This is a genomic window from Colwellia sp. NW0002-52-1 (assembly GCF_057550865.1).
The window spans coordinates 17,757-41,357 of the sequence record NZ_BAAJLU010000020.1 but is presented as its reverse complement, the minus strand read 5'-3'; the positions used below and the strand labels follow the sequence as shown (position 1 = coordinate 41,357).

21 protein-coding genes and 1 riboswitch are annotated in these 23,601 nt (G+C 38.1%); of the genes, 14 read left to right on the top strand and 7 right to left on the bottom strand.

Going from position 1 to position 23,601, the window contains the following annotated elements; all coding sequences use genetic code 11:
- Window positions 1-3 precede the first annotated feature (3 nt).
- From scpB to AC27H3_RS15865, 8 genes are all read left to right on the top strand, one after another.
- Window positions 4-567 (top strand): SMC-Scp complex subunit ScpB, encoded by a 564-nt coding sequence (gene scpB, locus AC27H3_RS15900; protein WP_487107710.1) that lies wholly within the window; start codon window positions 4-6, stop codon window positions 565-567.
- A gap of 150 nt (window positions 568-717) precedes the next feature.
- The gene (rluB, locus tag AC27H3_RS15895; protein WP_101685965.1) at window positions 718-1,581 is read left to right on the top strand and encodes a 23S rRNA pseudouridine(2605) synthase RluB; all 864 of its coding nucleotides are present in this window, start codon (window positions 718-720) and stop codon (window positions 1,579-1,581) included.
- Window positions 1,582-1,816: 235 nt separating this feature from the next.
- A complete protein-coding gene (rnd, locus tag AC27H3_RS15890; protein ID WP_487107708.1) occupies window positions 1,817-2,968 on the top strand; it encodes a ribonuclease D in 1,152 nt (383 codons plus the stop codon).
- Between the two features lie 75 nt (window positions 2,969-3,043).
- On the top strand, window positions 3,044-3,349 hold the full coding sequence (locus AC27H3_RS15885; protein ID WP_487107706.1) for a YcgL domain-containing protein: 306 nt from the start codon (window positions 3,044-3,046) through the stop codon (window positions 3,347-3,349).
- On the top strand, window positions 3,349-4,404 hold the full coding sequence (locus AC27H3_RS15880) for a lytic murein transglycosylase (RefSeq protein WP_487107704.1): 1,056 nt from the start codon (window positions 3,349-3,351) through the stop codon (window positions 4,402-4,404). Before AC27H3_RS15885 ends, AC27H3_RS15880 begins: the two co-directional genes overlap by 1 nt.
- A 45-nt stretch (window positions 4,405-4,449) precedes the next feature.
- On the top strand, window positions 4,450-4,998 hold the full coding sequence (locus tag AC27H3_RS15875) for a YcgN family cysteine cluster protein (RefSeq protein WP_487107702.1): 549 nt from the start codon (window positions 4,450-4,452) through the stop codon (window positions 4,996-4,998).
- Between the two features lie 299 nt (window positions 4,999-5,297).
- The gene (locus tag AC27H3_RS15870) at window positions 5,298-6,437 is read left to right on the top strand and encodes an FIST signal transduction protein (protein ID WP_487107700.1); all 1,140 of its coding nucleotides are present in this window, start codon (window positions 5,298-5,300) and stop codon (window positions 6,435-6,437) included.
- Between the two features lie 21 nt (window positions 6,438-6,458).
- Window positions 6,459-8,300, top strand: coding sequence for a putative bifunctional diguanylate cyclase/phosphodiesterase (locus AC27H3_RS15865; protein ID WP_487107699.1), 1,842 nt, complete (start codon window positions 6,459-6,461; stop codon window positions 8,298-8,300).
- A 290-nt stretch (window positions 8,301-8,590) separates the two neighbouring features.
- On the opposite strand, the gene AC27H3_RS15860 is transcribed toward AC27H3_RS15865, so the two are convergent.
- A complete protein-coding gene (locus AC27H3_RS15860) occupies window positions 8,591-8,872 on the bottom strand; it encodes a hypothetical protein (protein ID WP_487107697.1) in 282 nt (93 codons plus the stop codon).
- A 253-nt stretch (window positions 8,873-9,125) separates the two neighbouring features.
- Window positions 9,126-9,647 (bottom strand): gamma carbonic anhydrase family protein, encoded by a 522-nt coding sequence (locus tag AC27H3_RS15855; RefSeq protein ID WP_085305208.1) that lies wholly within the window; start codon window positions 9,645-9,647, stop codon window positions 9,126-9,128.
- Between the two features lie 297 nt (window positions 9,648-9,944).
- Here AC27H3_RS15855 and AC27H3_RS15850 point away from each other — a divergent pair, with 297 nt between their 5' ends.
- The 5 genes from AC27H3_RS15850 to AC27H3_RS15830 all read left to right on the top strand — a co-directional run bounded on the left by AC27H3_RS15850 (window position 9,945) and on the right by AC27H3_RS15830 (window position 16,737).
- On the top strand, window positions 9,945-11,483 hold the full coding sequence (locus AC27H3_RS15850) for a Re/Si-specific NAD(P)(+) transhydrogenase subunit alpha (RefSeq protein ID WP_487107696.1): 1,539 nt from the start codon (window positions 9,945-9,947) through the stop codon (window positions 11,481-11,483).
- Window positions 11,484-11,494: 11 nt separating this feature from the next.
- Entirely contained in the window at window positions 11,495-12,898 is a 1,404-nt protein-coding gene (gene pntB / locus AC27H3_RS15845; protein WP_487107694.1) for a Re/Si-specific NAD(P)(+) transhydrogenase subunit beta, read from the top strand.
- Window positions 12,899-13,184: 286 nt separating this feature from the next.
- The gene (locus tag AC27H3_RS15840; protein WP_487107734.1) at window positions 13,185-14,591 is read left to right on the top strand and encodes an alanine/glycine:cation symporter family protein; all 1,407 of its coding nucleotides are present in this window, start codon (window positions 13,185-13,187) and stop codon (window positions 14,589-14,591) included.
- 126 nt (window positions 14,592-14,717) lie between these two features.
- On the top strand, window positions 14,718-16,058 hold the full coding sequence (locus AC27H3_RS15835; RefSeq protein ID WP_487107692.1) for a DEAD/DEAH box helicase: 1,341 nt from the start codon (window positions 14,718-14,720) through the stop codon (window positions 16,056-16,058).
- 40 nt (window positions 16,059-16,098) lie between these two features.
- Window positions 16,099-16,737 (top strand): hypothetical protein, encoded by a 639-nt coding sequence (locus AC27H3_RS15830; protein WP_487107690.1) that lies wholly within the window; start codon window positions 16,099-16,101, stop codon window positions 16,735-16,737.
- Between the two features lie 196 nt (window positions 16,738-16,933).
- Here AC27H3_RS15830 and AC27H3_RS15825 read toward each other — a convergent pair whose 3' ends face one another.
- A complete protein-coding gene (locus AC27H3_RS15825) occupies window positions 16,934-17,830 on the bottom strand; it encodes a GGDEF domain-containing protein (protein ID WP_487107688.1) in 897 nt (298 codons plus the stop codon).
- A gap of 308 nt (window positions 17,831-18,138) precedes the next feature.
- Between AC27H3_RS15825 and AC27H3_RS15820 the strand changes: the two genes are divergently transcribed.
- The gene (locus AC27H3_RS15820) at window positions 18,139-20,106 is read left to right on the top strand and encodes a monovalent cation:proton antiporter family protein (protein WP_487107686.1); all 1,968 of its coding nucleotides are present in this window, start codon (window positions 18,139-18,141) and stop codon (window positions 20,104-20,106) included.
- A gap of 86 nt (window positions 20,107-20,192) precedes the next feature.
- Here the strand turns inward: AC27H3_RS15820 and AC27H3_RS15815 are convergent, their stop codons facing one another.
- The 4 genes from AC27H3_RS15815 to AC27H3_RS15800 all read right to left on the bottom strand — a co-directional run bounded on the left by AC27H3_RS15815 (window position 20,193) and on the right by AC27H3_RS15800 (window position 23,592).
- The gene (locus tag AC27H3_RS15815; RefSeq protein ID WP_487107684.1) at window positions 20,193-21,344 is read right to left on the bottom strand and encodes a patatin-like phospholipase family protein; all 1,152 of its coding nucleotides are present in this window, start codon (window positions 21,342-21,344) and stop codon (window positions 20,193-20,195) included.
- A 202-nt stretch (window positions 21,345-21,546) separates the two neighbouring features.
- Window positions 21,547-21,906 (bottom strand): DUF3718 domain-containing protein, encoded by a 360-nt coding sequence (locus AC27H3_RS15810; protein ID WP_101685966.1) that lies wholly within the window; start codon window positions 21,904-21,906, stop codon window positions 21,547-21,549.
- 66 nt (window positions 21,907-21,972) lie between these two features.
- Window positions 21,973-22,066, bottom strand: a riboswitch (cyclic di-GMP riboswitch).
- A gap of 157 nt (window positions 22,067-22,223) precedes the next feature.
- Window positions 22,224-22,880 carry a 3-oxoacid CoA-transferase subunit B gene (locus AC27H3_RS15805; protein ID WP_487107682.1) on the bottom strand — a complete coding sequence of 219 codons (657 nt, stop codon included), beginning with the start codon at window positions 22,878-22,880 and terminating at the stop codon, window positions 22,224-22,226.
- A 13-nt stretch (window positions 22,881-22,893) separates the two neighbouring features.
- The gene (locus AC27H3_RS15800) at window positions 22,894-23,592 is read right to left on the bottom strand and encodes a CoA transferase subunit A (protein WP_487107680.1); all 699 of its coding nucleotides are present in this window, start codon (window positions 23,590-23,592) and stop codon (window positions 22,894-22,896) included.
- Between the last annotated feature and the right edge of the window lie 9 nt (window positions 23,593-23,601).

Sequence of the window (23,601 nt, the reverse complement as noted above, 5' to 3'; positions counted from 1 at the left end):
ACAATGAATCCCGATAAAATACGCCACAAAGATATTGATGACGCCAAACTAAAACGTTTAGTAGAAGCGGCATTATTTATTGCAGAGAAGCCGTTATCGGTACAATTACTTAAACGTGATTTTTTAATTGAATATCGTGTCAGTAATCTGCGTATTCGTGATATCATTATCGCCATTCAGGCTGACTATAAAGGTCGTGGTGTTGAACTCAATAAAGTCGCTTCTGGCTATCGTTTTCAAACACCTGCCGAGCTGAGTGAAGATTTAGCCCATTTATACAAAGAAAAGGCACCAAAATATTCTCGTGCCATTTTAGAAACGCTTGCGCTAATAGCATACAAGCAACCGATAACCCGTGGTGAAATTGAAGATATACGTGGGGTTGCGGTTAGCAGTAATATTATCAAAACGCTAAGCGACAGAAATTGGATAAAAACAGTCGGTCAAAAGGAAGTGCCCGGTCGACCGGTATTATATGCGAGTACGCAAGAGTTTCTTGACTACTTTTCGCTAACATCACTCGACCAACTGCCGGCATTAATGCCGATGGAAGATTTTAGCGGTTAATTGTTTTTGCAAAAACACGCTAAACTAAAAAACTACAGGGTATTTTACCCTAAACTTAAAGAGACAGAGACGTAAAAGTGAAGCCAAATTATCAACTTGGTATGAGTTAGGATTCACTGTGAAGTTACTGACGTAAGAGAGTTAAGACCAATGTCTGAAAAATTACAAAAAGTATTAGCACGAGCGGGTGCCGGTTCACGCCGAGAAATGGAAACTTATATTAGTGCAGGGCGTGTTAGCGTTGAAGGTAAAACTGCTTATTTAGGCGACCGTGTCGAAGGCAACGAACTTATTCGTGTTGATGGCCACCAAATTAAGCTAAAGCCTTTAACCGACGACTTATGTCGTGTTTTGATGTACAACAAGCCAGAAGGCGAAATGTGTACACGTAAAGATCCTGAAGGCCGACCAACTGTTTTTGATCGTTTACCTAAGTTAGAAGGTAGTCGATGGGTTGCTGTAGGGCGCTTAGATATTAACACCTCTGGTATGTTACTTTTTACTACCGATGGTGAACTGGCTAATCGTTTAATGCACCCTTCTAAACAAGTTGAGCGTGAGTATGCCGTGCGCATATTCGGTGAAGTTAATGAAGCTATGTTGCAAACATTGCGTCATGGCGTAAAGCTTGAAGATGGGCCAGCAAAGTTTCAAAAAATCACTTACAAAGGTGGTGAAGGCCGTAACCATTGGTTCCATGTGGTGCTGTCTGAAGGACGTAACCGCGAAGTTCGTCGTCTGTGGGAAAGCCAAGATGTACAGGTAAGTCGCTTAATTCGTGTACGCTACGGCGATATGGAAATGAAACGCCAGTTGCCGCTAGGTGGTTGGACGGAATTAAACTTACAAGATGTAAACTATTATCGAAAGCTTGTTGATTTAGCGCCAGAAACACAAAGTAAGGTTAAAGTTGACGAGAAAGCGATGGATAACGCGAAAAGTCGCAGAATTCGTCGGTCAGTGAAAAAGCATCAACATCGCAGCCAACAAGCAACCAGACGTAGACGCCCATAAACCATTAATATTTACATACAAGTAATGACAAGTTCCTATTTTTAACGAACTTGTCATTTTTATTTGTATTAAGCATTAAATTACATTTTGGTATTGGTTAAAAAATAATATAGGGTTATGCCTAAGTTTGAATTTATAACGGCTTCAAGCTAGATATTACTTTACTACCTTTAGTCGCAATAGTTAGGTTAGTTAACGCTATTAAATTAGTTATTTGTTTTATATAGGACATTACGTGCAAGCAACTCTTGAAAAAATTTATATCGAAGATCCCGAGCAATTAGAACTAGTTTGTCAACGCTACGCCCAAGCAAGTATTCTTGCTATCGATACTGAATTTGTTCGAACGCGAACACTTTACCCTAAGTTAGGTCTTATACAGATAAACGACGGAAAAACCTTAGCGTTAATTGATCCGGTTGCCGTAGCAAACTTAAGCCCATTTTGGCAATTATTAGAAAACCCAAAAATTCAGAAAGTGTTACATGCATGCTCTGAAGATTTAGAAGTTTTTCTTACGGCGGGCAATTGTCGTCCAGTGAACCTTATTGATAGCCAAATTATCATGGGGTTTTTAGGGCACGGCATTTCCATGGGCTATGCCGCCATGATTGCGCATTACACCAATATTGAGTTAGATAAGTCTGAGTCGCGAACCGACTGGATGAAAAGACCGTTAACTCAAAAGCAATTAGATTATGCTGCCGCTGATGTTGAACATTTGTTTAATATTCTGCCGTTATTGTTTGCTGACATTGAAAAGGCTGGTTGGCTAGCCGCAGCACAAGAAGAAAGTGATATTATGGTTGAGCGCAAGTTCGCTGCTATTGACGAAAGTCAGTTATACCTGAATCTAAAAATGGCTTGGCGTTTAAATCCAGTACAACTTTATCGACTGCAACAGTTAACCATTTGGCGTTTCCAACAAGCGAAATTAAAAGATAGACCTATTGGCTTTATTGCCAAAGATCATACCCTTTTCGCGCTCGCTCAAGTAAACCCAACCAGTGTCGGTGCAATGAATAGCATTGAAGGTGTTGAACTGCTTGATATTCGCCATAAAGGTAATGTTATGCTTACCGTACTAAAACGTTCGGCTGAAGCAAAAAATCCTCTATTGCCTGAGCCTATTATTCGCCTTGACGAATACCCAGGTTACAAACAAAACTTCAAAAAAGTGAAAAATATTCTTATTCAGTACAGTGAGAAAACTAATTTACAACCAGAAAATTTTGCCTCTAAAAAGCAAATAAATCAATTTCTGTCTTGGCACTTCAAAATAAACGGTGCTGAAAATCAGCCGCAACTGGTTGATATTATGCGCGGTTGGCGCCAACAATTATTCGGTGATAAATTGTTGGCATTTGTTAAAAATGACTTTGCATAAAGCATTTAATTTACTGGTATGTTAACAATCAAATCATCCATATTCGATAAACTCATTTATTCATAGGTCTGCATTATGCTGTGTAGTGTTTATAAAAGTTCTAAAAAAGTTCAAACTTATCTTTATGTTAATAACAGAGATGACTTTTCTGATGTACCTGAAGCGTTAATGAAAATGTTCGGTACACCCATCATGGTTACTGTACTTAATCTCTCATCAAAAGTTAAATTGGGCTTTGCTGATCTTGAAAAAGTAAAAGCTAGCTTGTCAGAGCAAGGTTATTACTTACAGTTAACGCCAAAAGAAGAAGATATGTTAAAAGCGCATAAAGCAAGTATGAACAGTGCTGCTGGTAAGGCAGATTCAGGAGAAACGTTATAATGGGTTATATCAAATCGATTAAGTTAATGGCACTCACCTTATCGCTTGGATTATTGTCACAACCTACGATAGCAAACGATACGAAAACAACTGCAGATGCTAAGCCTAGCTTTGAGCAATATATTGTTAAGATAAAACAAGAAGCGCTTGCTAAAGGTTTTGAACAAGCGCTAATTGACACCTCATTCGCGAATGTGGTTTTTCATCAACGTGCAGTCAAGGCTGATCGTAACCAACCTGAAACCGTTGAAACACTCGATACCTATTTACCAAAACGTTTACCTGATTGGAAAATAAAACGTGCTCGTGCGAAATATAAAGAGCATGAAGCTCTGCTGAATAAAGTCGCAGAAGAATATGGTGTACAACCACGCTTTATCGTTGCGCTTTGGGGGCTTGAAACTAATTTTGGCAAAATTATGGGTAACTATAATGTTGTCTCTGCGTTATCAACAATGGCTTATGAAGGACGCCGTGAAGCATTCTTTAAAAAGGAACTTTGGGCTGCGTTAAATATATTAAAAGCAGGCCATATAAGTATAGATAAGATGAAAGGCTCTTGGGCTGGCGCTATGGGACAAAATCAATTTATGCCGACTTCATTTGTGGCTTATGCTGTTGATGGCGATGGCGACGGTAAAAAAGATATTTGGACTAACCAAGCTGACGTTTTTGCCTCTATGGCAAACTACCTGAAAAAAGAAGGCTGGAGCGATGAAATAACTTGGGGTCGACAAGTAACACTTCCCAGCGACTTTGATACCTCATTAGCTATTCCAAACAATACCGGTGGTCGTAAAAACTGGTTAAAAGCTTGGGCCAAAACTGAAAAAACGTTAGCGCAATGGCAAGCTTTAGGTGTAAGGCGCACCGATGGCAGCAATCTTCCTAACGTTGATATTAAAGCTGCATTAGTATTTCCCGATGGCAAAAAAGGCCGTGCCTACTTAGCCTACGATAATTATAAAAGTTTAATGCAATGGAATTTATCTTATTATTTTGTCAGTTCAGTTGGCCATTTATCTGATCACATTAAATATCCAGCATTACAATAAATAGCCTTAGATAATAAAGCGCATTAAGTTGCGAAAAGAAGCCTTATGAGTAAAAAAAATAGTCGCACTAGCGCAAAACCCAAAAAAGTAAATGTAGAGCGTTTTTGGGAAACTAAGTCACTTAATGAAATGACTCGCACAGAGTGGGAGTCGTTGTGTGATGGTTGTGCTAAATGCTGTCTGAATAAATTTATTGATGACGACAGCACGACTGACGAAACTGAGTTAATGCCGACCACACATATTGCTGAAGGTGAGCAAATGAGTTACTCGAATATTGCCTGTCATCTGCTTAATGATAAAACCTGCCAGTGTTCTAAATACGAGCAGCGTACTGTGCTCGTACCAGACTGCGTGCAGTTAACCCAAGAGAATTTAGATGATGTGTTTTTTATGCCACCCAGTTGCACTTACCGTCGTTTAAAAGAAGGTAGAGGCATGCCGTCTTGGCACCCATTACTGCACAATGGTAAAAAATCAGCTATGCATCAAGCAGGCATGTCAGTGCGTGGAAAAATTATTAAAGATAACGATGTTGAACTAGACGATTTTGAAGACTATATCGTACTTTGGCCGCTGAACGATATTGATTAAGTTAGAAAAATAAAACGCAGTACTATTAGGGCATTGTTCTGCGTTATTTTTAGTCATCAGTAACGATGATAAGCTAAATGTGATGCAGCCCACCAAACCGTACACATCGAATTTCATCCTTTCGTAATTTCCTAGAAAGTAAGTCTTAATAACGCAATTTTCAGTGCCTAAATATGGCAGATTTTACTGTCTAGCATCCGCTTTGTTTTATCTCATTGAGAGCTTTATTCAAACAGCTCTGGTTTTATTACTATAAACTTGCTAGCTTTTATCTATATGCTAATCAATGTAGTAGTACTATGAGCAGTATTTCATTTACATGGCAATGCGACAGTAGTTCAATTGACGACCTAGAAAAAGGTTTGAAATTGGCATATGCAAGTGCTGCAAAAAGTTTGTTAATTCTTGTCTGTAATGATAATAATTTTACCGCTCAGCAAGTAAATCCACTCATAATGTGTGCTACCGTACCTATTTTTGGTGGCATTTACCCTAAATTAATATTTAAAAATCAACTCATGGAACAAGGCTGTATTATTATCGGCTTTGAGCAAAGTGTTGAAATTAATTTGATCACGCAGTTATCTACCTTAGTAACAGATGAACAATTAGAACAAGTTATCGATCAAGCTTTACTTGTACACAGCCCAATCACAAATAATTGCAGTTTTCTAATGTTTTACGATTCTCTTGTTAGCAATGTTGAAGATTTTATTGCTTACCTTTTTGAATGTTTAGATTATCAAGTGGGTATTATAGGTGGAGGGGCAGGTAACTTAGAGTTTAAACAAAAACCCTGTATTTTTACTAATCAAGGACTAGTGTTTGATGCAATTCAATTAGTTAACTTACAAAAGAAAATAACCTCTTCGGCAACACACGGTTGGCAAATATTACAGGGACCAATTCTTGTTTCTGAAGCTGAACAGCAAAATATCATAAGTTTAGATTACCAACCGGCATCAAACCTCTACAAAGCATTAATAGAAAGTAGCAGTGAATACCGGTTTAATGAAGGTAACTTCTTTGAAATCGCTAAAAACTTTCCATTAGGTATCGAGCGAATTAACAGTAAACTTGTTGTCCGTGATCCCATTTTAATAAACCAAGGCAACATACAGTGTGTCGGAAATATACCGGTTAACTCCATGGTTTATTTACTGCAAGGCAGTGTAGACTCATTACTCTGTTCTGCAGAGCAAGCAGCGATATTGGCCACAAAGAAAATTGATGATAATGATTTTTCTGCTACCATGGTATTTGACTGTATTAGTAGAGTTTTATATCTAGAAGATAACTTTAGCAAAGAACTGAACTTAATTGCCAAGCATTGCAAAGAACAAACATTATTTGGCGTACTTTCTTTTGGTGAAATTGTGAATAGTGAGAGCGGAGCTATCAGGTTACTGAATAAATCAACCGTAATAGGATCGTGGTAATTTAACAAGTCAAGGAAGGCAATGAACAACGCACTTTTTATTATATCGGTACAACATGAACTTGCCATGGCCATTGGTAATAAATTAGACCTTAAAGATATGTTGAAGGTATTTTTAAAGGTGTGTTTTAATCGATTAAACCTTACAAGTGCACATATATATACCTATTGCGACAGTAATGGTTTACCTATAAAGCTTGCAACACAGCAAAGCGCCAATTACCAACATTTACTCAGTATGCCCAAAATGAAATCAGGGCTGCATTGGTCTGACGATGAAATGTTAATTCAATTTGTTAAAACCTTAGATACAGTGCAGAAAAACCATTCATTTCAATCTGATGAAAACAAATATCTATTCGGTTTTATTATTCCACAACATGGTCTATTGGTATTTGAAACCAATTATTTACTTGAAGAGTCGGTACAAAGAGCCCTCACACCTATTTTACAAAAGCTCTCCATTAGTTATTACACCTCTATTGTGCACGATTCTTTAGTACAAGAAGTTGAGTCACGCCGAATTGCTGAAGAAAAAATTATTTTTCAGGCTCAACACGATGAGTTAACTAAACTTTATAATCGACAGCATTTAAATGTGCTTTTAGCTGAAGACATTGATGACTCGATTAGAAATAACCATTTTGGTTGCGTTATCTTTATTGATTTGAACCGCTTCAAACCAATAAATGATGCTATGGGGCATGCGGTTGGCGATCAAATATTAATGTCATTATCGACCAGGTTACTCACGTTGAGTGACGACAACCAAGTAGTCGCTCGTTTTGGTGGTGATGAGTTTATTTTGTTGTTGAAAAAACTTCCGCTAAATTACCAAGTCATTATTGAACAGAGCATTACACAAATTAATCGACTATTGTCGCGTCCATTTGAAGTAAATAGTGCGTCTTATAAATTAAATTGCAGCATAGGCTATGCAATATATCCAGAACAAAGCATAAACGTAAACGATACGATTAAGTATGCTGATATAGCAATGTATGAAGCTAAAAACGCGAAAACATTACTTGGATTAAAATATCATGAAAATATGTCGGATAAAATTAATAAGCGTATAGCTTATGTTGAAGAAATAAAGCATGCCTTAATTAACAATGATTTTAAATTATATTATCAAGCACAATATAATCATAATGGTGACATTGTCGGAGCTGAAGCTTTGTTACGTTGGTTACATCCCGTAAATGGAATGGAATCGCCCAGTGTTTATATCCCTATTGCAGAAGAAAGCGATTTAATTTTATTTATTGGCGAGTGGGTGCTAGAGCAAGCATGCCGAGATATTTATGCATTAGAGCAAATTGGCCTACCAACACATTTTAAAAATATCGCTATAAATGTTAGTGCTAAACAGCTAATTCAGCATGACTTTGAAAACATAGTACTCAATACAATTGAAGAAAATAACATTTCCCCAAGTCATTTAGTTTTAGAATTAACCGAAAGTTTATTGGTTGAAAATATTGAACACTCGATTGAATTACTGCTTAACTTTAAATCATTTAATATTGATTGTGCAATCGACGACTTTGGCACAGGCTATTCGTCATTAACCTACCTACAACGTATTCCTGCAAGTGTATTAAAAATAGATAGATCGTTTGTCACTAATATCGACAAAAGCAAAGATAGCGCAGCAATTGCAAGTATGATCATAGGTTTAGCAAAAACGTTAAACATGAAAGTGCTTGCCGAAGGTGTAGAAACGCTAGAAGAGTTAGCCTGTTTAAAGTCACTAGGCTGTTATAACTATCAAGGTTTTTACTTTAGCAAACCTATGCCATTTAATGACTTTGTCGAACTGTTAGATGGCAGAAATAGCTCAATTAACACACTATTCTAGCCTATTACCGTTCAGATAGTAGATTAAAATATTAACCGAAAGCTTTTATTTTCGCTTATTCACTAGCACTCGATTGCCAAAAATAATAAATAATACCAATTGACTTAATGAATCGATCAATTTTAAACGAGGATAAATTTTCAGTAGCAAGGCGCTTGATTGATTCTTACATGGATGTAAGTCATTAGAGCAATGCAGGAGCATATTGTCGAGCAATAGCAGGCTATTAGGATTGAAAGCAACGTAGATACTGGATATTTAAACCGCTTTAGAATGATCGATTGTTTATATCAATTGGTATTTAATAGATCTTTTAAATTAATTAATAGCCACCAATAACTTAAGTGCTTTGTTGCTTCAATTTTTACAGGTGTACCTTGGCTTCTAATATGGCTTTGATGCAAAGTACGTTTAACTTTTTCTGCTTTTTTAATATGATCTCTGCGCTCTTGAGCAACATTGGCTCGCTCTGTAAAGCGTTGCCTAGATTCAGCAGACATACTTGATAATATACTGGCACTGGAATTGCTTTTACCTTTTGCTTTCATTCTTGGCTTGGGAGAACTGCACATATTAACCTCAAAAATAACCTTATAGCTAACTAGACCGGCTATTTAAGAAAAATATTCAAACAGAGCTATTAAATTAGGATTTTAAAAGAGAACTGCAAAGAGAGCTGAAAGATAAATTAAATAAGCGTAAAAAGTATAAAAAGCATTACTGTCAGTTATATGTATTTTTATTCATAGGATTTAAACCATCAACTCTAACTAACATTAACTGAATTCATTTATGATTAAATGAATTCAGTTAAAGCGCACAGATTTAATCTACTTGCACTAACTCTTGCAAATAGCGTTGGCCATTTTCAACATAATGCATAGCCGACTTGGTAAACATTGCTCGGGTTGACTCATCAAGCGGTTTAATAATTTTAGCTGGCGAACCCATCACTAAGTGTCCGTCAGGTACTTGCATATTTTCAGTGACTAAACTGTTGGCACCAATTAAACAATTTTTGCCAATGTTAGCACCATTTAGCACTACCGCATTCATACCAATTAAAGTGTTATCTCCTATCGTACAACCATGTAACATAACTTTATGACCCACAGTAACCTTATTACCAATAGTCATGGGAAACTGTGCATCAACATGCAAGATTGAACCGTCTTGAATATTCGTTTGTTCACCAATATTAATACTGGCAACGTCGGCACGAATAACAACATTAAACCAAATGCTAGTTTGTTTACCTAGTGAAACGTCTGCTATTAGCGTGGCATTAGGGGCAATAAAGTTACTTTCATTTACCTTTGGGGTTAAATCAGCTAAACGATAAATCATCGAATGTTCCTTCCATTAAATTTATAGCTCATATTAATCTATTTACGACACAGCGCAAACTAGACCTTAGGGCTATAGTACTTAAAACTATATTAACTATCTTATAGTGAAAATAACCAAGCTTGATGTATGAAAATCATACATTTAATGGTAGAACATTAATCTAGTTAGTCATTCTAATTAGTAATAATAATAATTTTTAACGTTCAGTCGAATCAAACTCTTACCTACAGTTAACAGAATTATGTGTACGCGTGTGCTGTTTAGTAAAGGGTTGAGATGAAATAAAGGTGATTTATGATTATTGGTATACCCAAAGAAGCATTGTCAGGAGAAAACCGAGTGGCAAGTGCGCCAACAGCGGTAACTTCACTGCTCAAACTTGGTTTTGAAGTACAAATACAAAAAGGTTGTGGTACGAAAGCAAGTTTCACGGATCAACAGTTTATTGATGCAGGAGCAAGTGTTACAACGAAAAAAAATGTTTGGCTATCCGATATCATCTTTAAAGTTAACCCTCCAACACTTGAAGAAATAGCACTAATGAAAGACGGTGCTTATCTCATCGGCTTTATTGCTCCAGCTCAAAATGATGATGTTTTGCAGGCATTAAAAGAAAAATCCATCACCTCATTAGCCATGGAAATGGTGCCAAGAATGACCCGTAGCCAATCTATGGATGCTTTAAGTTCTATGGCTAACATTGCTGGCTATCGCGCTGTTATTGAAGCAACCCATCATTTTGGTCGCTTTTTAACGGGGCAAATAACGGCGGCAGGTAAAATGCCACCAGCAAAAGTTATGATTATTGGTGCTGGTGTTGCAGGCTTAGCCGCAATTGGCACGGCAAGTAGCTTAGGGGCGATTGTTCGCGCGTTTGATACTCGCCCTGAAGTAAAAGAACAAATTGAAAGTATGGGCGCTGAGTTTTTAGAGCTTGACTATGAAGAGCCTGAAGACACTGGCTCGGGTGATGGTTACGCTAAAGAAATGAGTAAAGCCTTTATTGATGCAGAAATGGCATTATTTGCTGAGCAAGCTAAAGATGTTGATATTATTATAACCACCGCGATGATCCCCGGAAAACCAGCGCCTAAGCTTATAACAACGGCCATGGTTGAATCGATGAAAACCGGCAGTATTGTTGTTGATTTAGCGGCTGCAGGTGGCGGTAACTGTGAATTAACAGAAGCAGGTAAAGTCGTTAATGCCAATGGCGTAAAAATCATAGGTTACACAGATTTAGTCTCTCGATTACCTAATCAATCATCACAACTCTATGCTAATAACTTAGTCAGTTTGGCGAAACTACTGTGCAAAGAAAAAGACGGTACGATAAATATTGATTTTGACGATGTCGTTATTCGCAATATGACCGTAGTTAATCAAAACGAAATTACTTTCCCACCACCACCAATTCAGGTAAGTGCAGCACCCGCTAAACCGAAAGCAGCACCGGTTAAAACAGCAGAAGTTAAACCGGAAGAGCCAATGAATCCGGCTAAAAAATACGGCATGATGGCTGCAGGGGCTTTACTGTTTGGTTGGGTGGCGAGTGTTGCTCCAGCTGATTTCCTCTCGCACTTTACTGTGTTTGTTTTAGCCTGTGTTATTGGCTACAACGTAGTTTGGAATGTTAGCCACTCGCTGCACACTCCATTAATGAGTGTAACTAATGCCATTTCAGGCATTATTATCGTTGGCGCAATTTTACAGGTAGGCAATAGTAGTGTGTTAATACAATTGCTTGCTGGTGTCGCAATACTTATTGCCACTATCAACATTGTTGGTGGCTTTGTTGTCACTAAACGTATGTTAAAAATGTTTAGAAAATAAGGGACACTGTAATGGAATTTTCTCAAGGTTTTATTAGTGCAGCATATATTGTTGCCGCGTTATTATTTATTTTCAGCTTAGCTGGTTTAAGCAAGCAACAAACGGCCGAAACAGGCAATTGGTATGGCATTGTTGGTATGGCAATAGCGCTAATTGCTACGATTGCTGATCCACGTGTAGACAACGTTTGGATTATTTTAGTTTCTATGGTTATTGGGGCTGTTATTGGTTTAAGGCTAGCCAAGCAGGTAGAAATGACCCAAATGCCAGAGCTAGTGGCCATATTGCACAGCTTTGTTGGTTTGGCTGCTGTATTGGTAGGCTTTAATAGCTACTTTGAAATGGATCATTCAATGGGCGCTTTGTTCACTAAAAGCGAGCTTATGGCGGTTAATATTCATTTAGTTGAAGTTTTTCTTGGTGTATTTATTGGCGCGGTAACTTTTACAGGTTCCATTGTTGCCTTTGGTAAATTGCGTGGTGTAATTAACTCAGCGGCCTTAATGTTGCCTCACCGTCACAAGTTAAATTTAGCAGCGGGTGTAATTGCATTTATCTTACTGGTTATCTTTGTTAAGCAGGGCGGTGGCGACAGTATTTTATACATTATGGCACTTATTGCTTTTGCTTTCGGTTGGCACTTAGTTGCATCAATTGGTGGTGCCGATATGCCAGTGGTTGTATCTATGCTTAACTCTTATTCTGGTTGGGCAGCAGCTGCAGCTGGTTTTATGCTAAACAATGATTTACTGATAGTGACCGGCGCATTGGTCGGTTCTTCGGGTGCCATTCTTTCTTATATTATGTGTAAAGCGATGAACCGCTCTTTTATTAGCGTAATTGCTGGTGGTTTTGGCACTAATGTTGTTATCGATACCGACACAGATTACGGCGATCATGTTGAAATTAAGGCTGAAGCGGTTGCTGATATGCTAAAAGGTGCTAAGTCGGTTATTATTACGCCAGGCTACGGTATGGCTGTAGCACAAGCGCAATACCCTGTTTATAAATTAACGCAAGCGCTTAAAGATAAAGGCGTTGAAGTTCGTTTTGCTATTCATCCTGTCGCAGGGCGCTTACCAGGCCATATGAATGTGTTACTAGCTGAGGCCAAAGTGCCTTACGACATAGTTTTAGGTATGGAAGAAATCAACGACGACTTTCCTGAAACCGATGTTGTATTGGTTATCGGCGCAAACGATACTGTAAACCCAGCCGCAGCTGAAGACCCAACAAGCCCTATTGCAGGTATGCCCGTGTTAGAAGTTTGGCAGGCTAAAAACGTAATTGTATTTAAACGTTCAATGAGCACAGGTTATGCTGGCGTACAAAACCCATTGTTTTTTAAAGACAATACACAAATGTTATTTGGTGATGCAAAAGACTCGGTTGAAGAAATATTTAAAGCCTTATAGTTTTTCAACTTAGTTTGGTTCACCTGCTGCAAGACCAGTTTTAAAGTGAACGTTAAAGAGCCGACAATTATTGTCGGCTTTTTTATGCCTAACGCTATAGTGCTAATGGGCAGTGATAACGTAAAGTGCTACAAATTGTTATTGATTTTGTTCGCTATTTTTCTTTGAACAATTGAAAAAAATTATATATAACATCGCTAATTTTGTTAAGGTGTTGAGCATAAAACTATAAGCAGTTAACCCATCGGAGAGTAACGTGGTAGAACCCAGTGTAATTGAACCCAGTATCATTGAATTGTGGGTAGGAACTATTAATGGTTATTTATGGGGCAGTATTTTAATTTATCTCCTTAGTGCCTGTGGTATCTGGTTTACTTTTCGATTGAAAGGTCTGCAAATTAGACGATTTTTTCATATGTTCAGCTTGTTAAAAAACAGTCGTAAAAGCTCTAGCCAAGGTATATCTTCTTTTCAAGCGCTTTGTACTTCCTTAGCTGCGCGTGTAGGCACTGGTAATTTAATGGGGGTTGCTGTCGCTATTTCATTAGGTGGAGCAGGCGCTGTATTTTGGATGTGGTTAATTGCGCTTGTAGGTATGGCAACGGCATTTGCAGAAAGTAGCTTAGGCCAGCTATACAAAGAACGTGACAGCAAGGGCAACTTCCGCGGTGGCCCAGCGTATTATATGAGCAAAGGTTTAAAAAATAAAAAATTAGCGATAACCTTTTCGTTATGTCTGTTTTTTGGTTATGGCTTTGTTTTTAGCGCGGTCCAAGCTAACTCGATCACCAGTGCTTTTAATGGCTCATACGGTTTTGATCCTATGTATACAGGTATCATTATTACAATACTTGCAGGCTTAATTATTTTCGGTGGTCTTAAAAATATTGCCCGATTTGCTGAGTTAACCGTACCATTTATGGGCTTACTTTATTTACTGGTTTGCTTTGCGGTAATTTGGATCAATATTGAAAGAGTACCGATGGTGATCAGTGATATTTTCGCTTCTGCCTTCGGTTTAAAAGAAGCAGGGAGTGGACTTGTTGGGGCGGCGATTGTGCAAGGTATTAAGCGCGGCTTATATTCTAACGAAGCAGGAATGGGTAGCGCACCTAATGCTGCAGCTGCAGCGGAGCCTTTTCCACCACATCCTGTTTCTCAGGGCTATATTCAAATGTTTGCGGTGTTTTTTGACACTATCGTGATCTGTTCTTGCACGGCAATTTTGATTTTACTCTTTAAAGATACCGGTGGTGAAGCACAAGGAATTCAATTAACTCAACAAGCGCTTGCTTATCAAGTAGGATCTTGGGGCAGTGATTTTATTACTATCGCTATTTTATTATTTGCTTTTACCTCTATCGTGGCAAATTATGCCTATGCTGATAATAATTTAAAATACTTAAACATGGACAACTTTGTAGGGCGCTGGTTTTTACGAACAGGCTTTTTATTAATGTTAGTGTTTGGCTCTGTAGCAACATTACCTGAAGTTATCGCCTTAGCTGATTTATCAACGGGTTTAATGACTATTTTTAACGTTACTGCCTTATTCATGCTTTCAAAAGTGGTAGTTAAAATAACTAAAGATTATCATAACCAACATGATAAAGGCTTGCTGCCAACTTACGAGCCAGATGCAGCCGAAGAACAACGTCTCAATTTAACCAAAGGCATTTGGCTTAAGAAGTAGACGTTAAACAGCTAATATTTAATACAAGCAACTACTGACAAAGCTGCTATAATGCGCGCCTTAATATTTTGGCGTGCTACTTTTAGGTAAGTGCGTTGTTTACGATAATACAGAAATGGTGATGTAATGAGTGTGGATTCAATAGGTTTATCGGCTAACTTACTAAAAGCGGTTAAAGCCTGCGGGTATAAAAATTTAACCCCGATTCAACAAATAGCTATTCCTGTTATTCGTACCGGTGTTGATGTTTTAGCAAGTGCTCAAACAGGTACCGGTAAAACAGCGGCTTTTACTTTGCCTATTTTAGATAGCTTAGCCAATAAAGTTAGGCCTAACGCCGATGGTTTTGACACCACAACTACTATTAAAGCGCTGATTTTAACACCAACGCGTGAGCTAGCAGCACAAGTTGAAAAAAACGTTAAAGCCTACAGTGAATTTTTGCCATTACGCTCGGGTGTTATTTTTGGTGGTGTAAATATGCCGCCACAAACCAAAATGTTAAAGAGTGGCGTGGATGTTTTAGTGGCAACCCCAGGTCGCTTAATTGAGCACCTTGAACAACGTAACTTAGATTTATCGCAAGTACAGTTTTTAGTGCTAGACGAAGCTGATCGCATGTTAGATATGGGCTTTTATAACGATATTGAGCGTATAGCAGCGATGATCAAAGCAAAGCATCAAACCTTAATGTTCTCTGCTACTTTTTCAAACAAAGTAAAAACTTTAGCTAAAAAAGTGCTTAAAACACCTAAAACTATTGAAGTTGCACGTCAAAACTCTACTTCAGGTAAAGTAAAGCAATCTGTTTATTGGGTGTCTGAAACTCGTAAAGCAGAGCTATTGTCTGAGTTAATTGGTGTAAATAACTGGCGACAAGTACTGGTGTTTGCTGGCACTAAAGAAAGTGCCAATATTTTAGCAAAAGAGCTAAAACTCGACGGTATAAAAACTGCCTTATGTCACGGTGATAAAACACAAGGCGCACGTAATAAAGCGCTTGAGCAATTTGTTGACGGCAGCGTTCGTGTATTAGTGGCAACTGATGTTGCAGCACGTGGACTCGATATTGCTGACCTACCTTACGTGGTTAACTTTCATTTACCTTTTCTTGCTGAAGATTACGTTCACCGTATTGGCCGTACAGGCCGAGCTGGCAAGACAGGCACAGCTATTTCATTAGTAAGTCCGAAAGATGAGCAGTTTCTTGATAACATTGAAGCCTTAATTGAGCGTAAGTTTGAGCGAATTGTAGTGCCAGGTTACGAATTAAGTCGACCTTTGCCAGCGCATTACGATGCTAAAGAAGACGCCCCTTTAAAGAAAAGTCGTTACAAAGCTACGCAAGAAAAAAATCAATTAATTGCCCGTAAAAAAGCGGATGCAACACCTGCAGCACAGCGTAGAGCAAAAGCAAACAAAAAGAATAAACCGGCAAGCAAAACCGTTAATAAAAAACGTAAATAGATTTTCTCGAATATAAGCGCTTAGGTTATTTAGGTTATTTATGTTTGATGAAAGTTACATCGATGTTCCTTTTAATTTTAGACATCACTGTTGGTTCTGTTCAGAGCCAGCAGGACACTCTTTTACTTTTCCACATTCAGCACATCTAATATTTGATTGTCCGCATGAAGTACTCACTATACCCAGTTGTTTAGAGTGCTCTCGTGCGGCCAACAAAGCGACAGTACGTTCAATTTGGCAAGTAGAGCAAAGTGTTAAAACTTACTTAATTAAAAAATACCGCAAAGACTTAGCCATTGGATTAAATTGGACAGAAGAAGAATTAGCAAATTCTGGCTTTGAAGGCGGCAGTTTTGCCGGCTTTCAAAAAAGCGCTTGGTTTATGTACCAAGTTGCAAAAGACCGAGTTAACTTTCGAGGCTGGCCATTAGTGCTTAACGGCGTTGAGATCATTAATGAAGAGGTAGACCGAGAGTTTTGTTTTGACGGCGTAAGCTACCCAAATATCGACCAAGCAATTGAACACTACAGCCTTAACTTTTCATTAGATAGTGATTTTCTTCGCCGAGTACTGGCAAAAATTGGTCTACAACAATTTGCAAAAGCGGTAAGGTTTTGCCGCTTGTATGTTGGGGCAACACCCAATGAAAAATCAAAGGCTTTGCGTGAATTTAATTAAATAGATTAAGCCATAAGTTTGAAGTTCAAGAAACCTTAGATATGAGCTAACTAGTTTTTTTAAATCACCCTAGCGGGTGTTAGTTTAGTTAGCTTATTCGGTTGATAACGTTCTGCTGAAATTATATTTAGCACTTATTAATACTGTTCAATATAACCTTACTTTTTTTACTTATCGCCAATTAAGTCAAATCAAATTAACTTTGAGAAACAATACTCAACTTACGTGGCATATTCATCTTCTGAGAATATAATGCTTTATCTGCACGTTTAAAAAAGCTGCTAGCATTGTCAGCTCTGTTCATAAAAGCTAAGCCTAAGCTACTGGTAACATTATACTTTGCTAGCAAAGCATCTTTCGACATTGCTAGGTAAACCCGATGTTCTATAACCGCTAAGGACTGCTCTGAAGCATCCGCTACTATAATCGCAAATTCGTCACCACCAAAACGAAATACCGAATCTGTATCTCGCACGCTTTTACGTAATGCTTTGGCAAATTGTATTAATACATTGTCGCCGATGTCGTGACCAAAAGTGTCATTTATAGCCTTGAACTTGTTAAGATCACACAAAATGAGTCCCGCTCGCGCATGTCGGCGACTCGCTTGAGCCATAGTGCGTTTTATTTGTTCGTCAAAACTTCGTCGATTTCCAAGTTTGGTTAAACTATCTTGCATGGCTAACTGCATAGCTTGATGGAATTGAACGGCATTGTTTAATGGGTTAATCAATAAATCATGCAGTTCAGTTAATACTTTAAAGTTTGCAATACTAATCGGCATATTCACAGCATAAGTAATAATGCCAAAGAATTGACCGTTAAGTTTCAATTCAAATTGTCGCTCAGATTTTGCTTGTCGACTACCTCTTGCTGTAGCGCTTACATCTGCATGTTTAAAATATAAGCCAGTAAAATCAAGGTACTTAGCAGCCTCAATTGCAAATATGTTGATCAGCTCGTTTACATCTAATGTAGTTTGTAATTGCTCAAGCAAAGCCAAATTACGTTGGCTTTGTTGTTCACTATGTTGAAACAAAGTGAAAGCATTAAATTTTGAGTTAGGGTGATTAACAACATTGACTGTTCGCATAAATTTTTCCCAGCTAATTTTGACGTTTAAACTTTCTGAGCTAACTAAAGCAATAACCGTACCTAAATAAAAAGAAAACCACAGATTTTACTAATTTAAATAGAAAACACTGAAATTCGATGATCGAATAACTGGGAAGTAATTATATTTGAATACCTTAAGTCTACGTTTTTATGTGTTTTTTCCTAAATAAAATAGAAATAACTTAGACAAAAGGGGGGCTAGAAGGCTACACTGATATTAAAAATATTTTTCAACAAAGCTCAAAAGTCTGCCTTTATTTATTCATCGTTTTGTAAGGAATATACGTGACAAGTCATCTTGAATTACTCGCCATATTGTCTAGTGCTGTACTGATAGTGTGGTTATTTCGTCGCTTACAATTGCCAGCCATTTTAGCTTACCTCGTTGCCGGCGTTTTGGTGGGTGAGCATGGCTTAGCTTTAGCGCATGAACATGTAGATTACGACCATTTCGCAGAACTTGGCATCGTGTTTTTGTTATTTACCCTCGGGCTTGAGTTTTCATTACCCAAACTACTCGCCATGCGACACTTAGTAGTAACAGTAGGTAGCTTGCAAGTTATAATTTCACTTGTGCTATTTATGGTTGTCGCGATGTTTTTTGGCCAAAGCTTTGCAGCGGCAATCACCATAGGTGGCATTTTAGCGCTCTCTTCAACGGCTATCGTAATACGGCAGTTAAGTGAAAGTGGCGGCATGAAGAAAAAATCAGGGCAACTCTCTGTAGCCGTATTGTTATTTCAAGATGTAGCTGTTGTACCTTTATTAATTGTAATTCCGTTATTAGCGCAGGGTGGCGACTCATCTTTTATTATGGCGTTGTTATTTGCCTTAGTTAAAGGCGTGTTTGTTGTTTCACTATTATTATTAGCCGGTAAATGGTTACTACCAAGATTATTTAATTTGGTGGCACAAGTAAGAACCGACGAATTATTTGTATTAACCACCTTACTCGTAACACTTGTTGCCTCAGCGTTAACACAGTGGTTTGGTCTTTCAATGGCCTTAGGCGCATTTTTAGCCGGTATGATGCTAGGTGAAAGCCAATATAAACATCAACTTGAAGCCGATATTAGACCTTATCGAGATATTCTACTGGGTTTGTTTTTTGTAACCGTTGGCATGAAACTCAATATTGGTGTGGTTTTCTCGTCACCTTTCATTATTATTTCGTTATTAATTTGCTTTATGCTGGTTAAAGTAGCCGTAGTTGTATTACTGGCTAAACGGGCAGGAGAATCTTCAAAAGATGCTTGGGCGGCCGGTATTATGTTGGCACAAATGGGTGAGTTTGGCTTTGTATTAATTGCTTTAGCGAGTCAGGTAGAAGTGCTATCTGCTACTACAGCTTCAATTTTATTAGGCACAGGTGTATTAAGTATGGCAATAACGCCATATATGATCAGCAACGCCAGAAAATGGGCACTATGGCTTAGTAAAGAAAAGCAAATCGATACTCAAGCGTTAGAAGAGTTGCCACAAAATACCTCTTTACATGATCACGTTATTATCTGTGGCTTTGGTCGAATTGGACAAACAGTGAGTCGATTCTTAAAACAAGAATCAATTGATTTTGTTGCCATAGATATTGACCCATTGCGAACAACAAAAGCGCGAGAAGCTGGTGAAAACGTGCTTTTTGGCTCATCTCGACAAGCAGAGCTATTACATGCAGCGAAACTATCAAAAGCTAAACTGGTGGTTATTGCCTTTGGCGAAGACAAACAGTCACTCGACGTTATTCAAAAGGTTCGTTCATTAGCGCCAAACGTACCTATTTTAGTTCGCACCCGAAACGACGATCAATTAGATGAATTACATGCTGCAGGGGCAAACGAGGTAGTACCAGAGAGCTTAGAAGGAAGCTTAATGCTAGTTTCACAAGTGTTGTCATTATCTGGTGTACCTTTTTCACGTATTGTTCGACGCGTTCAAAAAGAGCGTAAAAACCATTACAACCACCTGCATGGTTTCTTCCAGGGCGAGCATACCGATCTGAGCCCCGACAAGATTGACCGCATAGAATTTGCTCATGCAATTATATTGACTGACGACTCTTTCGCCGTAGGTAAAACGATTAGTGCGTTAAAATTAGATGAACGTCGCGTGTTTGTTATAGCGCTTAGACGTAACAATATTGAAAGCGAAGAGCCTGACGTAGAGACCGTGCTTTTACCACAAGACACTTTAATTGTACGTGGTAAGCCTAGAAGAGTAGAGCGCGCAGAACGTTTTGTGCAAGAAGGGCATTAAATATAAATGGGATATCATACCCAATATTTAAATTAATAAAAGTATTTTACTTATTGAAAGATTGGGTAATTATTATTCCAACAAAGCTAAATATTAAGAAATTCTCGTATTTGAGTTTCTTGTTCTAGTGCATCATTAAAGCCTAGGTTGATTAACTCTTTACAGTAGGTTTTCTCAAATAATAAATAACTAAGTAAGCTTGATTCTGCATCATTGCTTATACCAATGCCGCGTAATAATAAGCGAATCGACATCGGTAGTTTATCGTAATACTTTACGGCAATTCTGTTGAAGTTATGGCTTGGGTTTATTACATAAGATTCAATATTCTTTAAACCTGATGTATTCTTTTTATTTTCATCTGGAATTAAAGATAAGGTATGATTTACGCGCTCCATTCGCTCTATATCACTTTGCAAGGTATCTGAAAATATTGAATCGAGTAAATGGCCCGCAATAGCTGCTGTTGTTGGTGGGTGAGGGTTATTCTCTTGCGCATGCAAAGGCTCTTTAGGTTGTTCTACACCAACGATAAATATTTTTTCAGCGCCCAGATGAATAGCAGGGCTTAATGGCGACAATTGATGCACTGAGCCATCACCTAAATGGTGTCTTCTTACTTTTTCAGAGGGAAATACCAGCGGAATGGCGGCAGATGCCATTAAATGTTGGCTGTTTAATTGTGTTGGTTCGCCACGTCGTTTAGATCTAAACCAAGGTGAAATGGAATCTTCAGATTGAAAGAAGCTAATAGAGTCGCCGCTTGTATAGCTTGAAGCTGTTACAGATACCGCCGAAAGGTAACGGCGCCTAATATTTGTGTCGATGCGGTTAAAATCTACTACGTTCTCTAATAGTTGCCTAAGTGGGGCATTGTTTAATAAGCTGCGGGCATTTTTATTTGCATAGTCAGCCTGAAAGCCTCCTAAAAAACCACCAATAATGTGGCTATACACACGAAACGGATCCGTATGGTAAATTCTGCATGGGTCCAAGTTCTTCCAAACCCATTCCAACTTTTTAACCGCCAATTGAAAACATGAAGCATAGCAAGCTAATGCGGTTGAATTGATAGCACCAGCAGAAGTACCACAAATAATTGGAAAGGGTACTCCATGGTTTCGTGGCATAAACTTAGCTATGGCAGACAATACACCTACTTGATAAGCAGCTCGCGCACCGCCTCCGGTTAAAACTAAGGCATTATTACTGTCAATATAGCTGCGTTTGTTGGACATTCAGGAAACCGATTTTATTGAGGAAAAAAGCATTGAGGTGATTTTAATCAGTTTTCATTAGTGTTGCTAGCGGTAATTAATATTTGAGGATTGGTAGATGAAAAAAAGGCCAGCTAATGCTGGCCTTTTTAATGACACAAGAATTATTAACTAATAAAACATACAACTTTGAGCAGTCTAACGTCTATCAGGAAATAAATTTCTAGCTGCTAACGCGTTCGTTTGCAGCGTCGATTAATGGTTGCGATCCATTTTGAATAAGTGCCAGGTTAGCTGTAACTGTTTTCTTTGGTAATTTACTAATCATCAAAGAACCCGTTTTAACTGAACCTTTATTAGCAGCGAATTCTAACAAGTTTTGGCCATTACACTGAATACCAGTAAAAATATTGCGAATTTTTAATTTATTCGTCTTTAAGAATGAGCGCATACGCTTTTTGTCGTCAGCAGCAACATACTCACATACACTTTGTGCAATGTTAGCAGCTTGCGCTTTCGGGGCAGAAATAATAGACGTCATCGTTAAAGCAGTAATGGTTGTAACTAGTAATAATTTTTTCATTTTAATAACCTTTTTAATAATTAATTAGAGTTAGTAAAAGAAAAAACCACAGGATGTACCTAATAACACGGTAACTCCGCTGTCATAGATAAATAGTATATTTACCCTTAGACCGGTGGTTTTGCGTAACACGTTTTCGCGTGTTTTGCCTTTTCTTTGTCAATGCTTAGTATCTCTAAAATATACTGAAATTGCAACCCAACTGTAATTTTTTGTATGAGTTTTGTAGAGTTTTTAATTGGTTCGTTAAAATTTAAGGTATAAAAAAGGGGCCTGCGCCCCTAGTTATATTATTGATTTAGTTATAATTAAAGTTTTTATAATTGCATCTCAGGCACATCGCCTTCAACGACTAACTCACCTTCAGTTAATGAAATGATTTCTTCAACTGTTACACCGGGTGCACGTTCTAATAAATAAAATTTACCATTTTTAATTTCGATAAAAGCAAGGTCAGTTAGTACTTTTTTAATACAACCTTTACCGGTTAATGGCAGAGTACAGTTAGTTAATAATTTAGATACACCGTGTTTTGAAGCGTGTGTCATGGTAACAATAATATTGTCTGCACCGGCAACTAAATCCATTGCGCCACCCATACCTTTAATTAATTTACCCGGTATCATGTAAGAAGCAATATTACCGTTTACATCAACTTCAAATGCACCTAAAACGGTTAAATCAACATGGCCGCCACGGATCATAGCGAATGACTCGGCGGAATCAAAAATCGATGCGCCTTTTGCCATGGTAACGGTTTGTTTACCTGCATTGATTAAGTCAGCGTCAATTTCGTCTTCGGTAGGGAACTGTCCCATGCCGAGCAAGCCATTTTCAGATTGCAGCATAACTTCCATACCTTCAGGCACATAGTTTGCCACTAATGTTGGAATGCCTATGCCTAAATTAACGTAATAGCCGTCTTGTAGTTCTTGTGCAACTCGCTGTGCTAGTTGCTCTCTTGATAAAGCCATAAATTACTCCTTACTAACTGCGAATAGTGCGCTGTTCAATGCGTTTTTCGAATGTACCTAAAATTAAGCGGTTTACATAAATACCCGGTGTGTGGATTTGATCTGGGTCTAATTCACCCGGCTCAACAATTTCTTCCACTTCTACTACGGTTATTTTACCTGCCGTTGCGGCCATAGGATTAAAGTTGCGCGCAGTTTTTCTAAACACTAAGTTACCGTAACGGTCAGCTTTCCATGCTTTTACTATCGCAAAGTCACCGGTAATAGCTGGCTCTAAAATATAATGTCTGCCGTTGAATTCACGTTCTTCTTTACCTTCAGCTACTGGTGTTCCGTAACCTGTTGCCGTAAAGAAAGCAGGAATACCAGCACCACCGGCACGCATTTTTTCGGCTAATGTACCTTGTGGAGTTAATTCTACGTCAAGTTCGCCATTCATCATTTGACGTTCAAATTCTGCGTTTTCGCCAACATAAGATGCAATGATTTTTTTGATTTGACGATCAGGCAGTAAAATACCAAGACCAAAATCGTCAACACCGCAATTGTTTGAAACAACGGTTAAACCTTTTGTACCTTTACGTTTTATTTCGCTAATGAGGTTTTCAGGAATACCACATAATCCAAAACCACCTGCAATAACGGTCATGTTGTCTTCTAGACCTTCCATTGCTTCTTCATAGCTTGACACTACTTTGTCAAATCCTGCCATTGTTTGATC

Bases quoted from the DNA above. Each gene is read 5' to 3' on its own strand.
- AC27H3_RS15855 (WP_085305208.1), bottom strand. From the start codon at position 9,647: ATGATTTATCGTTTAGCTGATTTAACCCCAAAGGTAAATGAAAGTAAC.
- scpB (WP_487107710.1), top strand. From the start codon at position 4: ATGAATCCCGATAAAATACGCCACAAAGATATTGATGACGCCAAACTA.
- AC27H3_RS15850 (WP_487107696.1), top strand. From the start codon at position 9,945: ATGATTATTGGTATACCCAAAGAAGCATTGTCAGGAGAAAACCGAGTG.
- AC27H3_RS15860 (WP_487107697.1), bottom strand. From the start codon at position 8,872: ATGTGCAGTTCTCCCAAGCCAAGAATGAAAGCAAAAGGTAAAAGCAAT.
- AC27H3_RS15800 (WP_487107680.1), bottom strand. From the start codon at position 23,592: ATGGCAGGATTTGACAAAGTAGTGTCAAGCTATGAAGAAGCAATGGAA.
- AC27H3_RS15865 (WP_487107699.1), top strand. From the start codon at position 6,459: ATGAACAACGCACTTTTTATTATATCGGTACAACATGAACTTGCCATG.
- AC27H3_RS15880 (WP_487107704.1), top strand. From the start codon at position 3,349: ATGGGTTATATCAAATCGATTAAGTTAATGGCACTCACCTTATCGCTT.
- AC27H3_RS15875 (WP_487107702.1), top strand. From the start codon at position 4,450: ATGAGTAAAAAAAATAGTCGCACTAGCGCAAAACCCAAAAAAGTAAAT.
- rluB (WP_101685965.1), top strand. From the start codon at position 718: ATGTCTGAAAAATTACAAAAAGTATTAGCACGAGCGGGTGCCGGTTCA.
- AC27H3_RS15825 (WP_487107688.1), bottom strand. From the start codon at position 17,830: ATGCGAACAGTCAATGTTGTTAATCACCCTAACTCAAAATTTAATGCT.
- AC27H3_RS15815 (WP_487107684.1), bottom strand. From the start codon at position 21,344: ATGTCCAACAAACGCAGCTATATTGACAGTAATAATGCCTTAGTTTTA.
- AC27H3_RS15870 (WP_487107700.1), top strand. From the start codon at position 5,298: ATGAGCAGTATTTCATTTACATGGCAATGCGACAGTAGTTCAATTGAC.
- AC27H3_RS15885 (WP_487107706.1), top strand. From the start codon at position 3,044: ATGCTGTGTAGTGTTTATAAAAGTTCTAAAAAAGTTCAAACTTATCTT.
- AC27H3_RS15830 (WP_487107690.1), top strand. From the start codon at position 16,099: ATGTTTGATGAAAGTTACATCGATGTTCCTTTTAATTTTAGACATCAC.
- pntB (WP_487107694.1), top strand. From the start codon at position 11,495: ATGGAATTTTCTCAAGGTTTTATTAGTGCAGCATATATTGTTGCCGCG.
- AC27H3_RS15835 (WP_487107692.1), top strand. From the start codon at position 14,718: ATGAGTGTGGATTCAATAGGTTTATCGGCTAACTTACTAAAAGCGGTT.
- AC27H3_RS15810 (WP_101685966.1), bottom strand. From the start codon at position 21,906: ATGAAAAAATTATTACTAGTTACAACCATTACTGCTTTAACGATGACG.
- AC27H3_RS15805 (WP_487107682.1), bottom strand. From the start codon at position 22,880: ATGGCTTTATCAAGAGAGCAACTAGCACAGCGAGTTGCACAAGAACTA.